This window comes from Formivibrio citricus (genome assembly GCF_900115065.1).
Classification (GTDB): Bacteria; Pseudomonadota; Gammaproteobacteria; order Burkholderiales; family Chitinibacteraceae; genus Formivibrio; species Formivibrio citricus.
On record NZ_FOVE01000003.1, the window covers coordinates 173981 to 188575 of the forward strand.

At 60.5% G+C, this 14595-nt stretch carries 12 protein-coding genes; 9 read left to right on the top strand and 3 right to left on the bottom strand.

Going from position 1 to position 14595, the window contains the following annotated elements; genetic code table 11:
• Positions 1 to 228 precede the first annotated feature (228 nt).
• The 9 genes from BMZ36_RS03190 (at position 229) to BMZ36_RS03230 (ending at position 10602) form a co-directional block, all read left to right on the top strand.
• Positions 229 to 1479, top strand: a complete 1251-nt coding sequence (locus BMZ36_RS03190; protein ID WP_091191285.1) for an Hsp70 family protein — start codon at positions 229 to 231, stop codon at positions 1477 to 1479.
• 165 nt (positions 1480 to 1644) lie between these two features.
• Complete coding sequence (locus tag BMZ36_RS03195; protein WP_091191287.1) at positions 1645 to 1863, top strand: hypothetical protein; 219 nt, start codon at positions 1645 to 1647, stop codon at positions 1861 to 1863.
• Complete coding sequence (locus BMZ36_RS03200) at positions 1841 to 3175, top strand: DUF2325 domain-containing protein (RefSeq protein WP_091191290.1); 1335 nt, start codon at positions 1841 to 1843, stop codon at positions 3173 to 3175. Before BMZ36_RS03195 ends, BMZ36_RS03200 begins: the two co-directional genes overlap by 23 nt.
• Before the next feature lie 34 nt (positions 3176 to 3209).
• Positions 3210 to 3656 carry an EAL domain-containing protein gene (locus BMZ36_RS03205; protein ID WP_143085957.1) on the top strand — a complete coding sequence of 149 codons (447 nt, stop codon included), beginning with the start codon at positions 3210 to 3212 and terminating at the stop codon, positions 3654 to 3656.
• 525 nt (positions 3657 to 4181) lie between these two features.
• Positions 4182 to 4487, top strand: a complete 306-nt coding sequence (locus tag BMZ36_RS03210) for a FeoA family protein (RefSeq protein WP_091191295.1) — start codon at positions 4182 to 4184, stop codon at positions 4485 to 4487.
• Positions 4484 to 6364, top strand: coding sequence for a ferrous iron transporter B (gene feoB / locus BMZ36_RS03215; RefSeq protein ID WP_091191297.1), 1881 nt, complete (start codon positions 4484 to 4486; stop codon positions 6362 to 6364). The genes BMZ36_RS03210 and feoB overlap by 4 nt, the downstream gene beginning before the upstream one ends.
• A gap of 296 nt (positions 6365 to 6660) precedes the next feature.
• A complete protein-coding gene (locus BMZ36_RS03220; protein WP_091191405.1) occupies positions 6661 to 7674 on the top strand; it encodes a class 1 fructose-bisphosphatase in 1014 nt (337 codons plus the stop codon).
• Between the two features lie 259 nt (positions 7675 to 7933).
• Entirely contained in the window at positions 7934 to 9292 is a 1359-nt protein-coding gene (locus tag BMZ36_RS03225) for a sodium-dependent transporter (RefSeq protein WP_091191299.1), read from the top strand.
• Positions 9293 to 9435: 143 nt separating this feature from the next.
• Positions 9436 to 10602, top strand: a complete 1167-nt coding sequence (locus BMZ36_RS03230; protein ID WP_091191301.1) for an FIST N-terminal domain-containing protein — start codon at positions 9436 to 9438, stop codon at positions 10600 to 10602.
• A 58-nt stretch (positions 10603 to 10660) separates the two neighbouring features.
• Here BMZ36_RS03230 and BMZ36_RS03235 read toward each other — a convergent pair whose 3' ends face one another.
• From BMZ36_RS03235 to BMZ36_RS03245, 3 genes are all read right to left on the bottom strand, one after another.
• Positions 10661 to 11341, bottom strand: coding sequence for a Bax inhibitor-1/YccA family protein (locus BMZ36_RS03235; protein WP_091191302.1), 681 nt, complete (start codon positions 11339 to 11341; stop codon positions 10661 to 10663).
• Between the two features lie 183 nt (positions 11342 to 11524).
• A complete protein-coding gene (locus BMZ36_RS03240) occupies positions 11525 to 12064 on the bottom strand; it encodes an NUDIX domain-containing protein (RefSeq protein WP_091191304.1) in 540 nt (179 codons plus the stop codon).
• 5 nt (positions 12065 to 12069) lie between these two features.
• Complete coding sequence (locus BMZ36_RS03245) at positions 12070 to 14514, bottom strand: glycogen/starch/alpha-glucan phosphorylase (protein WP_091191306.1); 2445 nt, start codon at positions 14512 to 14514, stop codon at positions 12070 to 12072.
• Between the last annotated feature and the right edge of the window lie 81 nt (positions 14515 to 14595).

The following is a 14595-nucleotide window of genomic DNA, read 5'->3' on the forward strand; positions in this document are numbered from 1 at the left end:
TTCCATTCTCAATCCGGCCTGATTATCATATAGAGTCGTCACCCCGGCGAAGGCCGGGGTCCAGTAGTTTTAACCCGCATCGTAACTGGATGCCGGCCTTCGCCGGCATGACGAGCACATCAAAACTTTTCCGGCCCGATCAAATGGAAATTTCTGCTGAATATTTACCCGGCACAGCGCCCACCGCTTTCAGGTAGAATCCCGCCCTTTTTGCTTCGCCCCACGACCATGCATCACGCTTGCGGCCTCGACTTCGGCACCTCCAATTCCACCTTCGGCATCGCTACGGCCGGCCGGCCACGCCTCTTGCCGCTGGAAGACGGCAAAACCACCCTGCCCTCGGTGGTGTTTTTCAATGCCGACGAAAACCACACCTGCTTCGGCCGCCAGGCGCTGGCCGAATACCTCGAAGGCTACGAAGGCCGGCTGATGCGTGCGCTGAAAAGCGTTCTCGGCACCAGCCTGATCGACGGCCGCACCGAGGTCCACGGCCATGCACTGCCCTTCCGCGAGCTGCTGGCCGAATTCATCGGCGAACTCAAGGCGCGCGGTGAAGAGGCTGCAGGCCAGTCTTTCGAACAGGCCGTGCTCGGCCGCCCCGTGCATTTTGTCGATGACGACCCCGTGGCGGACCGGCAAGCGCAGGACACCCTGGAAGAAATCGCCCGTGCGGTGGGGTTCCGGCATGTCGAATTCCAGTTCGAGCCCATCGCCGCGGCCTTCAACTACGAAGCCGCCATCGCCGGCGAAGAACTGGTGCTGGTAGTCGACATCGGCGGCGGCACGTCGGATTTCTCGCTGGTACGGCTTTCCCCGGAGCGCGCGCACCATACCGACCGCCGCAGCGACATCCTCGCCAACGCCGGCGTGCACATCGGCGGAACGGATTTCGACCGGGCGTTGAACCTCGCTGCCGTCATGCCGCTGCTGGGCTTCAAATCCCTGCTGGCTAACGGCGCGGAAGTGCCCTCGGGCATCTATTTCAACCTGGCCACCTGGCACACCATCAACTCGGTGTATGCGCGCGGCGTGCTGCCCGGCTTGCAGGACACCTTCCGCAACGCTCGCGAAAAGGACAAGATCGAACGACTGATCCGCCTGATCAACCTGCGCGCCGGCCACTGGCTCGCCCTGCAGGTTGAAGAAGCCAAGATCGCGCTCTCGTCCGTCACCGAAACCCGCCTCGACCTGCGACATCTGGAACAAGACCTGTGTCCGGCGCTTACCCGGGAAGACTTCTCCCAAGCCATCGAGCCGCTGGTTCAAAAGATCGAATCGACGCTCGATGAACTGATGCTGCAAGCCAACATCCGCAGCACGGAAGTCGATACCGTGTTCTTTACCGGCGGCGCTTGCAGCGTGCCGTTGCTGCGCACGCGGCTCGCCGCCCACATGCCGCAAGCCCGGCATGTCGAGGGTGATTTGTTCGGCAGCATCGGCATGGGCTTGGCGCTCGATGCCGGACGCAAATTCCAGTAAACGGTCTCGATAAAACGAAAGCAGGACTTACCTCAGCCTCGCGCCCATTAAATGATATTAATTATCATTTACACTCATTCCGTACCGCAATATGATGGAACCTTCATCGCCAGTGGACTGACCACTAGTTGGACGTTCGTCCAGATTCATTACGGAGAATGGGGTATGCCAAACACAGAACTCTGGGCGGGAGCGCTCAGTTTGATGGTGCGATACGCCGAAACGGGCTGCGCGCAGTCCGGGCGCCAGGCGGCGCGCCTGCTCGACCGGATTGCGGACATGCCGGGAATCGACCAGGAAACAGGCGTGCTGCTGGAGCGCGCCAGCCTGAGACTGGCCGACCAGACAAAAGGAGGCGGCCATGTCTGCGCCCTCCAGGCTTAAGCCCGTGATCGCGCAGTTTGCGCAATCCGGCATCCTGTCGCCGGGCCATTCGCTCCCTGCCCCCCATGAAGCTGCCGGGCATGCGACTCCCGTCCGTCTCCGTTTGTGGGAACTGGCCGAGAAATACCATTGCCCGGTGATCGGCACCTGCATTCCCATGCCGGAGCTGGCGAAACTGGCCAAGCGTTTCGGCCTTGCAGCGGCGCTGCACGACGAGTTCGCCCTGCATGTCGAGGCCGTGGGACAGGCGCGCATCAGGAACGATTTTTCCGAAGCCCTGCAGCGCTATCTGGACAAGAAATACCAGCTCCAGATCGAGCGTTTTTCCAGGCTGAAAACCGATGCCGAGGTGCTCGAACAGTGGAAAGCCAGCCTGGAGAGCGGTGAGGTGGCAGGCGCCTTGTGGGCCGCGTTGACGCACAAAGCCTCCAGCGTGGATACCCGCCACTGCGCCTATGCCGACATCCACATGCTGTCGCATCAGGTAGGGGCCGGACAGGTCGCTGATGCCAGACGGCTGGCCCGGCTGGAAACGGAGAATGCCGAGCTGATGCAGGCGGTGCAGCAGGAGAAAGACGTTACCCGGCAGCAGATGGCGGCATTGCGACAACGCAACGCCGAGCTGGAAACCCGGCTGGCCGAACTGGAGGCAGCACAAGAACTGCACGAGGCCAACCGCCAGCGCCTTGTCGATTACGAGTCGGGCCAAGCGGTCAGCGCGTTGTGCAAGGAAGTGCTGGAACTGAAAAAACGGAACCAGCGGCTGTTTGCCGCCGAACAGCGTCTGTGGTCCCTGGAAAAGACGCAGGCAGCCAGCCATGCCGCCGCGCAGAAACTGGCCACGGAAAGAAATGCGGCACTTGCCGAGCGGGACGAACTGGAACAGTTGCTGCACGCCTTCCTCGGCAAGCAGGCGCCCCCCGGCTGTTCACGGCAAGCGACGGAAGAATGCGGTGCCTGCGAGCATGCGCTGTCCGAACGCTGCATCCTCTACGTGGGCGGGCGCACCTCCATGCAGGCGCAATACCGGCAACTCGCGGACCGTCTCGGCATCCACCTGATCCATCACGACGGCGGCATGGAGGAATCGCTCTCCCGCCTGCCGGAGATGATCCGTGGTGCGGATGTCGTGGTCTGCCCGACCGACCACATCAGCCACTCGGCGTATTACCAGGTCAAAAATCACTGCAAGCGCATCGGCAAACCCTGCCTGTTCTATCGCGGCACGGGCATGGGCAGTTTCGCCGCGGCGATCGGGCGCGTCGCCCGCGGGGATTTCAGCTTGCCAATTGAAGCAGAAGAAAAACAATGACTCATCATGCAACCCGGACACCGAAAACCTGCACATGGAAGACGTATTGCTGTCCAAGCAGATGATGGACGCATTCGATGCCGCGAAAATCAAGATGGCCATCGATGACATGTCGTCATCGCGCGGGCTGATTTCCTACGCCTCGCCGCTGAATGCGGAATTCATCAAGTTCGACCGCGCCTGGCTTTCCGGCTGGCTGTCGCCGCGCCAGCGCACGATCCTGACCTGGGTGCTGGCCCAGGCCGCCGATCTTGGCCTGACCACCGTCCTCGAAGGCGTCGAAACCGAAGAGCACCTCGCCATGGCGCGCAATTTCGGCTTCGATCTGGTAGTCAGTCACACAGATTCTGCTATGTTCGGCGTGCCCCGCATCCCCATTCGCGTTGTCGCTCATCCTCGCCATAGCCCTGCTATGGCTGCGGTTCGCTTCGCGCGCATGGGGCGCGGATGCGCGCCTCGGCATCCACGCAAACCTGCGTGACTGACTACTAGTGCCGGGCTTTCTTTACGAATCGCGCTTCATCCGCCGCGGCTGCCAGACAAAGCAATAGAGGCTTATCAGCCCCCCGTATGCCGCTCGCTTGATATTTATCAAGAATGTTTCTCATTAACAATTGAGACAAACGCGAGCTTCATATATATTGATAACGATTCTCATTTTAGAAAAATGCATTAATAGACAATTCAACATGGTTAGTCACACGCACCCCCAAATCCGGCACCCGCACTTACGACGAGCCATCCTGGTCACTCGGACGAGCCTTTCGACACAGACTTTCGCGCGCCAGCCGCCGATCACCGACGACGGCACACAAAGCGCCAGCGAGACCAGGCACTTCTGAGAGCCTGTTCACGATCTGTCGCAGACGCCGTCAGCGGGGTGAAGCGCGGCGCAGGAACCGGAGTTTATGCAGATAAATGAGGATTCCGGGCAATACATGAGCCCCGATCACGGTTTCGCAGCAAGAGCGTGAACAAGTTCTGAGCCAATACGCAGGAGAAAATAATGTCCCACATAACAACGCCCGCTACGCTTGATCTGGCCATACTCGGCCAACCCCTGACTGTAGACCGCATACAGGCACCGGCCAACGCGCCCGAATGGGCGCGCTGGCTCGAAGAAATCGGCTTCATCCCCGGTGAACAAGTCACTTTGATGGCCAAAGGCATTCCCGGCGGCGATCCGCTGGTGGTGCGAATCGGCCAATCCACTTTTGCATTGCGGAGTGCAGAAGCGGCATGCATCCGGGTCGCACCGGGCGATCCCGGGCACTCCGTCTTCGTTGCCAAACTGAAAGGAAACCAAGCATGAACCAGGCCGTCATCCACTTTCATCCGAGCGGCCCGCTCATGGCGCTGGTCGGCAACCCCAACTGCGGCAAGACCGCGCTGTTCAACCGCCTGACCGGCAGCCGGCAGAAGGTCGCGAACTATGCCGGCGTTACGGTCGAACGCAAGGAAGGCCGTTTCACCACGCCGGCCGGCAAGACCATCCGCGTACTCGACCTGCCGGGCGCCTACAGCCTTTACCCGCGCTCGCCGGACGAGCGCGTGACCTGCGACGTGCTGTTCGGTCGCGCGCAAGGTGAAAAGCGGCCGGACCTCGTGGTCTGCGTGGTCGATGCCACCAACCTGCGCCGCAACCTGCGCTTGGCGCTGGCCGTGAAACGTCTGGGCCTGCCGTGCGTGGTCGCGCTCAACATGACCGACCTCGCGGAAAAGCGCGGCCTGCGCATTTCGCCCGCAGCGCTGGCGGCCGAGCTCGGCATGCCGGTGGTCAGCACCGTGGCGATCAAGCGCGACGGCATCGAACCCCTGCTGGCGCTGTTCGACGACCAGAACGTCTGGCGCAACGCCGCGCCGGCCAGCCACGGCAGCAATGAGCACTCCGAGCAGGCCGACCACATTGTGGTCAGGCAAATCCTGCAACGGCTGAATCTCGACGAGATCGTCCCGCACACCACGAGCGACCGCATCGACCGCTTCGTGCTGCATCCGGTCGTCGGCCCGCTGTTGCTGGCTGCCGTACTGTTTCTGGTATTCCAGGCCGTGTTTGCCTGGGCCGAAGCACCCAAGGCACTGATCCAGGCGACAACGGGCGGGGTCAGCGCCCTGGCGGGCGACCTGCTGCCCGAGGGCTGGATCAAGAGCCTCGTCGTCGACGGCATCATCGCCGGTGCGGGCGGGGTGCTGGTATTCCTGCCGCAGATCATCATCCTGTACTTCTTCATTCTGGTACTGGAGGAATCCGGCTATCTGCCGCGCGCGGCCTTCCTGCTCGACCGGCTCATGGGCGGCGTAGGCTTGAGCGGGCGCTCGTTCATCCCGCTGCTGTCGAGCTTTGCCTGTGCGATTCCCGGCATCATGGCCGCCCGCACCATCGCCAACCCGCGCGACCGGCTGGTGACAATCATGATCGCACCGCTGATGACCTGCTCCGCGCGCCTGCCGGTGTATGCGCTGCTGATCGGCGCCTTCATTCCGCAACAGGAAATCTGGGGCATGTTCGAGTTGCAGGGGCTGGTACTGCTCGGCCTGTACGTCGCCGGCATTGTCGGCGCGATGCTTGTGGCCTGGACGCTCAAGCGCTTTACCAGTGCCGGCCGCCAGGTGCGCCCGCTGATGATGGAGTTGCCGAGCTACCATCTGCCGACCGTGCGCAACATCGCCATCGGCCTGTGGCAACGCGGCACGATCTTCCTGAAGCGCGTCGGCGGCGTGATCCTGCTGCTGAGCATTCTCATCTGGTTCCTGGCGAGCTTCCCCGGCGCACCGGAAGGCGCCACCGGCGCGGCCATCGAATACAGCTTCGCCGGCATGATCGGCCACGCGCTGGCCACGGTTTTCGAGCCAATCGGTTTCAACTGGCAGATCTGTATCGCGCTGATCCCCGGACTGGCAGCGCGCGAAGTCGCGGTCAGTGCCCTCGGTACGGTCTACGCGCTTACCGCGACCGGCGGAGAAACGGCCCAGGCCCTGGCCCCGCTGATCGCCGAAAGCTGGAGCCTCGCCACGGCGTTCTCCCTGCTGGCCTGGTACATCTTCGCCCCGCAATGCCTCGCCACACTGGCGGCGGTCAAACGCGAAACCGGCGGCTGGAAAATGCCGCTGGTCATGGCTGGCTATTTGTTCGGACTGGCTTATCTGGCGTCGTTCGTGACCTACCGGGTGGTGCTGGGAATGGGTTAGTAGTCAATCACACAGATTCTGCCATGTTCGTCACGCCCTGCATCCACGCGAACCTGCGTAACTGACTACCAGGACAGAATCTGGCGGAGTCCTTTCACGACAAGCCCCGGTTCGATGCCGGGGCTTGTTGTTTCAGGCTCATTGTGCAGGGAAGAAGTCATGAAATGGACACTTTCACAAACAGCGGCCATTCATCTTCCTCTCCAATCAGGACATGACCTTTTTGCGCCTCGGGTTTATCATTGCGCCGCATTGCAGGCATCCCCGCCTGCGACCCAATTCATCCGGAGGACACCATGCGCCGCATCTCACTGAGCCGCTATCTGATCGAAGAACAACGCGAACGGGGCAAGATCAATGCCGATCTGCGCTTGCTGATCGAAGTCGTGGCCCGCGCCTGCAAGGGCATCGCCATTGCCATCGGCAAGGGTGCGATTGCAGAAAACGGCGGCGTATTGGGCGAAGCCGGCAGCGACAACGTGCAGGGCGAAGCGCAGAAAAAGCTGGACGTGCTCTCGAACGAGATCCTGCTCGAGGCCAACGAATGGGGCGGCCATCTGGCCGGCATGGCGTCCGAGGAAATGGAACTGCCGCATGCGATTCCCAACCGCTATCCGCAGGGCGAATACCTGCTGCTGTTCGATCCGCTCGATGGCTCGTCGAACATCGACATCAACGCGCCGGTCGGCACCATTTTCTCGGTACTGCGCTGTCCGGAAGGCGCCGATCCGAGCCAGAATGAGGCTTTCATGCAACCCGGTACCGAGCAGGTAGCGGCCGGCTATACCGTCTACGGCCCGACCACGCAGCTCATCCTGACCGTGGGCGACGGCGTAGCCAGCTTCACGCTCGACCGTGAATGCGGCTCTTTCATCCTGACCCAGGAAAACTTGCAGATTCCGGCCGACACCAAGGAATTCGCGATCAACATGTCGAACATGCGCCACTGGGAAGCGCCGATAAAGCACTATATCGACGACCTGCTGAGCGGATCGACCGGCCCGCGGGGCAAGGATTTCAACATGCGCTGGGTTGCTGCCATGGTAGCCGACGTGCATCGCATCATGACGCGTGGCGGTATCTTCCTCTATCCGATTGATGCCAAGACCCAGTCCAAGGGCGGCAAGCTGCGCTTGATGTACGAAGCCAACCCGATGGCGTTCATCGTTGAGCAGGCCGGCGGTGCAGCCACCACCGGCACGCAGCGCATCATGGAAATCCAGCCCACTGGCGTGCACCAGCGCGTACCGGTCGTTCTGGGGTCGCGCAACGAAGTGGCCGTGGTTGCGAGCTATTACGGGAAGAGCTGATCTGTTGTTTGGCGGGGCCATTCCGCGTGCGCACGGCGCACCCTACAACTCGTTGTTTTTATATAAATCTCGCACACACGGCGCGCACTGAACTCCCTCTCCCTCGCGGGGAGAGGGTTGGGGTGAGGGTAGCAGAGATCAAGCACACGGATTTACCCCCACCCACCCCTCCCCCGACCGGGTTTTCCCGAATGGACGCCCGGCAGCGCAAAAGGGATAGTCCGCCTTCCCAATATGCAAGCTGTAAACTGGAGAAGGCATGACGCAATCCACGCGTGACGGGTTCACTTCGACCTTTGGCGTTCTGGTCGCCACCCTGGGCTCGGCGGTCGGACTGGGCAACATCTGGAAGTTCCCCTATCTCACCGGCGCCAACGGCGGCGCGGGTTTCCTGCTGGTCTACCTGCTCGCCACACTCATGGTCGGCCTGCCGCTGATGATGGTCGAAACCATGCTCGGCCGCGCCGCGCGCGCCAATGCCGTCACCACGTTCGAACGCGTCGCACCGCCCAGCCAGAGCGCCTGGAAAGTCATCGGCTGGATGGGGTTTGCTGCCGCATTGCTGATCATGTCCTTCTATTCCGGCGTGGCAGGCTGGGTGTACGCCTACATTTTCAAGGCCCTGTCCGGCGAGATCGCCACCATCGACCCGAAAATCGCCGGTGCGGCTTTCGGCAAGCTGGTTTCCAACCCGGTGGCATCGCTGCTGTGGCAATGGCTGGTACTGGGCATCACCGGCGGCATCATCATGCTCGGCGTATCGAAGGGCATCGAAGCCGTCACACGTCGGTTGATGCCGCTGCTGTTCGTCCTGCTGCTGATCCTGTGCGTGCGCAGCCTGACGCTGCCCGGCGCAATGGAGGGGCTCAAGTTCCTGTTCACGCCGGATTTTTCCAAGATCACTTCCGAAGTTGTGCTCACCGCGCTGGGGCTGGCTTTCTTCAAGCTCTCGATCGGCATGGGCTGCATGCTGACCTATGGCAGCTATTTCCGCGGTGACCAGAACATCCCGCTGACCACGACGCGCGTGATGCTCGCCGACCTGTCCGTCTCGCTGCTCGCCGGCATCGCAATCTTCCCGGCAGTGTTTGCTTTCGGTTTTGCGCCCGCAGCCGGCCCGTCGCTCGTCTTCATGACGATCCCGGCCGTCTTCACCAGCATGCCCGGCGGCACGCTCTTCATGACGCTGTTCTTCATCCTCACGGCGGTGGCCAGCGTCGGTGCAATCCTTTCGCTGCTCGAAGTGCCGGTCGCCATCCTGACCGAGCGCTACAAGCTGACCCGCAAGCATGCCGCGCTCTACACCATTGCGGCGATTCTGCTCCTGGGTATTCCGGCCTCGCTTTCGAACAGCCTCATGGCCGATATCAAACTCTTCGGCATGACGGCCTTCGATCTCTTCGACTTCCTCAGCTCAAACGTGCTGCTGCCGCTGGGGGGCATCCTGATCTGCCTGTTCGTGGGCTGGGTCTACGGTCTTCCGGAAGTGGAAAAACAGCTCGGCAATCATGGCGAACTGCAGAATTCGCCGCTGGTAAAGGCGGTGTTTTTCCTGGTGCGTTTCGTTGCCCCTTTGTCGATTGCCGTGGTGCTGCTGCACGGTCTCAAGGTCTTTTGATTGATACCGCAATTTGGCGGGGCCTCCCGCCAAATTGCGTAGCGGTGGCGATTTATCGGCAAAAAAATCACAATTCCCAAACAACTTTCCTTACATCTTCTATATTGCAAGTTGTTGATTGTTCAGGGCATGGAAGGTTTTGAATGGACACGGAACAACTCCGCACCGCCCAATCCCGTCTGATCGATGCCCGGGCAGCGGCAAGAGACATCCATGCGCAGCTAGTGCCGAAAATCGGCTCAACGGTTCTTTTTTTCTGTTCCAGCCAATACAACCTTGAAGTACTGGGTGATGAAATCAACCGCCTGTTTGCCGGCAATGAGGTCATCGGCTGCACCACTGCGGGCGAGATTGGCCCGGCAGGCTATCTCGATAACAGCCTGAGTGCAGTTTGCTTCCCGCAAAACCTGTTCACGGCGGTAACGGGCCGGCTGGACAATCTGGCCTCGTTTCGTGCCTCGCAAGGTCGCGACCTGGCTTGTGACCTGAAACTGCGCCTGCGTGCCCGCACGCCGGAAACCAGGCTGAACGACACATTCGGTTTCCTGCTGATCGATGGGCTGTCCAAACGCGAAGAAACTGTCATCACAACGCTGCATGAAGCGCTGGGCGATATCGCACTGGCCGGTGGTTCCGCGGGCGATGACCAGCATTTCAAACACACCCATGTGTTCCACGAAGGCAGCTTCCACAACGACAGCGCAGTACTCCTGCTGGCTGCGACTTCGCTGCCTTTCCGCGCCTTCATAACGCATCACTACCAGCCGGGAAATGAACGCCTGCTCGTCACCGAAGCCGACGTCAGAACACGTACCGTCATCAAACTCAACGGCCAGCCGGCTGCACAGGAATACGCGCGACTACTCGGCATCGAGCCTGAAAAGCTCAGCCCCGCCTACTTTGCCGCTTCTCCGGTGGTGACCATTCTGCGCGGCACCCCCTACGTCCGCTCCATCCAGAAACAGAACCCCGATGGCAGTTTGACCTTCTATTGCGCCATTGAGGAAGGACAAAGCCTGCAAGTCACGGGCGCTCTGGACCTGGTCGAAAACATGCGCGCGACTTTCCAGAACCTTCACAGCCAACTGGGAGAGCCCATATTGACACTGGCCTGCGACTGCGTTCTGCGCAAGCTGATTGCCACGCAAAAAGGAATCCGTCGTTTTGTGGAAGACATTCTGAAAGACAACAGCTCGGTCGGTTTCACCACTTACGGGGAGCAATTCAAAGGCATTCACGCCAACCAGACCTTCACGGGCATTGCCTTTGGCAAGCCGCCTCATCCTCCGGAAACGAGAACCGGGCCATAGGCCGCAAAAAAACCGCCAGCGAAATCGCTGGCGGTTTTTTGTTGATGCGGGGACCGGATCAGTCGCGGCGATTGCCGGACAGCAGCATCAGCAGGTTCAGCAGGCTGACGAACACGTTGTACACGTCCAGATACAGTTGCAGCGTAGCTGTAACGTAATTGGTTTCGCCACCGTTCACGATCTGGCTCACGTCGTACAGGATGTAGAGCGAGAAGACCAGCAGCGCGACGCAGGAAATCGCCAGATGCAGCGCCGGCATGGCAAAGAACATGTTGGCGATTGCGGCCAGCAGCACGATGATCGCGCCGACGAACAGGAAATTGCCAAGGAAGCCGAAATCCTTCTTCGTGACCGTGGCCACCGTGGCCAGCGTGAAGAAGATCGCCGCCGTACCAATGGCCGCCGTACCGATCAGGGATGCGCCGTTGGAAAAACGCAACGCAACCTGCAGAATCTGCGACAGCCACAGCCCCATGAAACCGGTCCAGCCAAGCAAGATAAATACGCCTGCGGAACTGTTCTTGGTCTTTTCAATCGCAAAGAAGCAGCCGAAGCTCACGCCGAGAAACAGCAGCAGCCCCATCCACGGCGACATCGCAAAGCGCATGGATACGCCAAGAAGTGCGCCGGCAGCGGTCGGCAGCATGGTCAGCGCCAGCAGGAAATAGGTGTTGCGCAACACCCGGTTGCGTTCCGCGGCCAGCGTGGCAGAGCCGTAAGTCGCGGTCTGGAATTCCATGGGTATTCTCCTTGAGAAAGAGTATCGGACAACCCGACACTGTCTAAGATGCCTGCACGCGGGAAAAGTTTCAAGTGCGGGTTAACGCGAAACAACATCAATTTCGTCATGCCAGCGAAAGCCGGCATCCAGTTCCTCCTTGCAAACCAAGCTCTGGATACCGGCCTTTGCCGGTATGACGGGTTAACGATTCAGCAACCAAAAGACGCCAGTGATGGTCTTCGCATCGGTCATGCTGCCGTCCAGGATACCGGCTTTCAGTTGGTCAAGACTCATCGGCACGATTTCAACGAACTCTTCTTCATCCAGATTAGTCGCGCCAGCAGTCAGGCCTCTGGCGCGGTAGATGTGGATGATTTCGTCGGAGTAGCTGACCAGAGGGTGGAACGCGCCGAGGTATTCCCATTCGCTCGCGCTGTAGCCGGTTTCCTCCTGCAATTCGCGCTGCGCGCAGGCGAGCGTATCTTCGCCCGGATCGATCTTGCCGGCCGGGAATTCGACTACCACCTGTTTCAGCGGATAGCGGTACTGGCGTTCCATCAGGAGGCGCCCGTCGTCCAGCACCGGCAGGATCATGACCGCGCCGGGGTGCACCACGTATTCGCGGTCGACCTGGCCGCCATCGGGCAGGCGCACGCGGTCGCAGTTGATGTGCAGCAGGTTGCCGTCGAATACGCGGCGGGAATCGAGGGTTTCTTCGATCAGGTGGCTATCGTTGCTCATGAAAATCACAGTTTGATGGGTGAAGTGCGCCAGATTCTATCTGCATACTCGCCGATCGTGCGGTCCGACGAGAAACGGCCCATTGCCGCCATGTTGCGGATCGCCTTCTGCGTCCACAGTTCCGGCTGGCGCCACAGCGCATCGACCTTGTCCTGCGTCGCCACGTAGTCGGCGTAGTCGGCAAGCAACTGGTAGTGGTCGCCCCAGTTGACGAGCGCATCGTAGACCAGCCTGTAACGTTCCGGGTCTTCGGGTGTGAAGTAACCGGTAGCAAGCTGCGTCAGCGCTTCATGCAGTTCGGGATTGGCTTCGTAGAGCGCGCGCGGGTTGTAGCCTTCACGGTGCAGACGTTCGACTTCATCTGCACGGTTGCCGAAGATGAAGATGTTGTCGAGCCCGACCGCTTCGGCGATCTCGATATTGGCGCCGTCCCAGGTGCCGATGGTCAGCGCGCCGTTGAGCGCGAACTTCATGTTGCCGGTGCCCGAGGCCTCCAGCCCGGCCGTGGAAATCTGCTCGGAAAGATCAGCGGCCGGGATGATGATCTCGGCCAAGCTCACGCGGTAGTTCGGAATGAACACCACCTTGAGCAGGTTGCCGACGCGCGGGTCGGTATTGATCTTGAGCGCCACATCGTTGATGAGGTGGATGATGGTCTTGGCCATCTTGTACGCCGAAGCCGCCTTGCCGGCAAAGATCACCACGCGCGGCACCCAGTCGGCTTCCGGATTCTTGAGAATGCGGTTGTAGCGGGTGATGACATGCAGCACGTTGAGCAACTGGCGTTTGTATTCGTGGATGCGCTTCACCTGCACGTCGAACAGCGCATTCGGGTCGATATAACCGCCCATGGTCTGTGCTACATAGTTCGACAACCGCTCTTTGTTCGCCATCTTGGCCGCGCGAAATTCGGCCACGAACTGCGGATAGTCGACCTGCATTGCCAGCTCGCCCAGATCGTCGAGCCGGGTACGCCAGCTTTGGCCGATGGTGCGGTCGACCAGTTTCGCCAGCGGCCGGTTGGCCTGCGCCAGCCAGCGGCGCGGCGTGATACCGTTGGTCACGTTGGTAAAGCGTTCCGGGTACAGCAGGTAGAAATCGGCAAAGATCGACTGCTTCATGAGTTCAGAATGCAACTCGGAAACACCGTTGACCTTGTGGCTCGCCAGTACGGCCAGCCAGGCCATGCGTACCTTGCGCTCGCCATGCTCATCGATCAGCGACACGCGGCGGATGAATCCGGCATCGTGTCCGCCCGCAGCCACTTCCTTGAGGAAGCACTCGTTGATCTCGAAAACGATCTGCAGATGGCGCGGCAGCAGGCGGCCCAGCATCTCCACCGGCCAGGTTTCCAGCGCCTCGCTCATCAGCGTGTGGTTGGTGTAGCTGAAAATGCGCTGCGTGTAATCCCAGGCCGTATCCCAATCGAGATTGTGCTCATCGATCAACAGGCGCATGAGCTCAGGGATAGCCAGCACCGGGTGGGTATCGTTGAGGTGGATCGCGATCTTCTCGGGCAGCATGCCCAGCGTTTCGTGATCACGCCGGAAGCGGTTGAGGATGTCCTGCAAACTCGCAGAGACGAAGAAATACTCCTGGCGCAGGCGCAGTTCCTTGCCGCTGAAAGTGGAATCGTCCGGATAGAGCACGCGCGAAACGTTCTCGGAGTGGTTCTTGTCCTCGACCGCCGCGAAGTAATCGCCCTGGTTGAACTTGGAAAGGTTGATCTCGCGGCTGGCCCGCGCCGACCACAGGCGCAGCGTATTGGCCGCGCCGTTGCCGTGACCGGGGATGATGTAATCGTAGGCCGTGGCGCGCACATCCTGCGCATCGACCCAGCGCGTCTTGCCGTTCACGGTTTCAAGCCGCCCGCCAAAGCAGACACGGAAATGCACCTCATCGCGCGGAAATTCCCAGACATTAAGCGCGGAAAGCCAGTAATCCGGCGTTTCGACCTGCTGGCCGCCGATGATGCACTGCTTGAACATGCCGTAATCGTAGCGGATGCCGTAGCCCATTCCGGGCAAGGCCAGCGTGGCGAGCGAATCCATGAAACAGGCCGCCAACCGCCCCAGGCCGCCGTTGCCAAGCGCCGCATCCGGCTCGGAACCCGTGATGTCGTCGAGATTCACGCCCAGATCGTCGAGCGCTTCCTTGACCGTATCGTAGAGATCGAGCGACAGCAGCGCATTGGACAGCGCCCGGCCGATCAGGAATTCCATCGAGAGGTAATAGACCCGGCGCGCGTCCTGCGAAGCCTGCGCGCGCGAAGTGCGCATCCAGCGCTCCACCAGGCGGTCACGCACCGCGAGGAAAGTGGCGTTGAGCCAATCCTTGGGCTGGGCATCCAGCGGATCCTTGCCGACGGCAAAGACAAGCTTGTTGGCAATCGCGCGCCGCAGCGCGCCCACGTCATTGCCGGGCGAATCGTATTCAAACGCCATGGTCATTTGCATTCTCCCTGACCCGTTATAACGGGCTTGTTTTGTTTTTGCCTGTTCCAGCCAAGTCTTGTTTTTACCCCCACACAT

Bases quoted from the DNA above. Each gene is read 5' to 3' on its own strand.
- BMZ36_RS03235 (WP_091191302.1), bottom strand. From the start codon at position 11,341: ATGGAATTCCAGACCGCGACTTACGGCTCTGCCACGCTGGCCGCGGAA.
- BMZ36_RS03230 (WP_091191301.1), top strand. From the start codon at position 9,436: ATGGACACGGAACAACTCCGCACCGCCCAATCCCGTCTGATCGATGCC.
- BMZ36_RS03240 (WP_091191304.1), bottom strand. From the start codon at position 12,064: ATGAGCAACGATAGCCACCTGATCGAAGAAACCCTCGATTCCCGCCGC.
- BMZ36_RS03200 (WP_091191290.1), top strand. From the start codon at position 1,841: ATGTCTGCGCCCTCCAGGCTTAAGCCCGTGATCGCGCAGTTTGCGCAA.
- BMZ36_RS03210 (WP_091191295.1), top strand. From the start codon at position 4,182: ATGTCCCACATAACAACGCCCGCTACGCTTGATCTGGCCATACTCGGC.
- BMZ36_RS03190 (WP_091191285.1), top strand. From the start codon at position 229: ATGCATCACGCTTGCGGCCTCGACTTCGGCACCTCCAATTCCACCTTC.
- BMZ36_RS03205 (WP_143085957.1), top strand. From the start codon at position 3,210: ATGGAAGACGTATTGCTGTCCAAGCAGATGATGGACGCATTCGATGCC.
- BMZ36_RS03220 (WP_091191405.1), top strand. From the start codon at position 6,661: ATGCGCCGCATCTCACTGAGCCGCTATCTGATCGAAGAACAACGCGAA.
- BMZ36_RS03225 (WP_091191299.1), top strand. From the start codon at position 7,934: ATGACGCAATCCACGCGTGACGGGTTCACTTCGACCTTTGGCGTTCTG.
- BMZ36_RS03195 (WP_091191287.1), top strand. From the start codon at position 1,645: ATGCCAAACACAGAACTCTGGGCGGGAGCGCTCAGTTTGATGGTGCGA.
- feoB (WP_091191297.1), top strand. From the start codon at position 4,484: ATGAACCAGGCCGTCATCCACTTTCATCCGAGCGGCCCGCTCATGGCG.
- BMZ36_RS03245 (WP_091191306.1), bottom strand. From the start codon at position 14,514: ATGACCATGGCGTTTGAATACGATTCGCCCGGCAATGACGTGGGCGCG.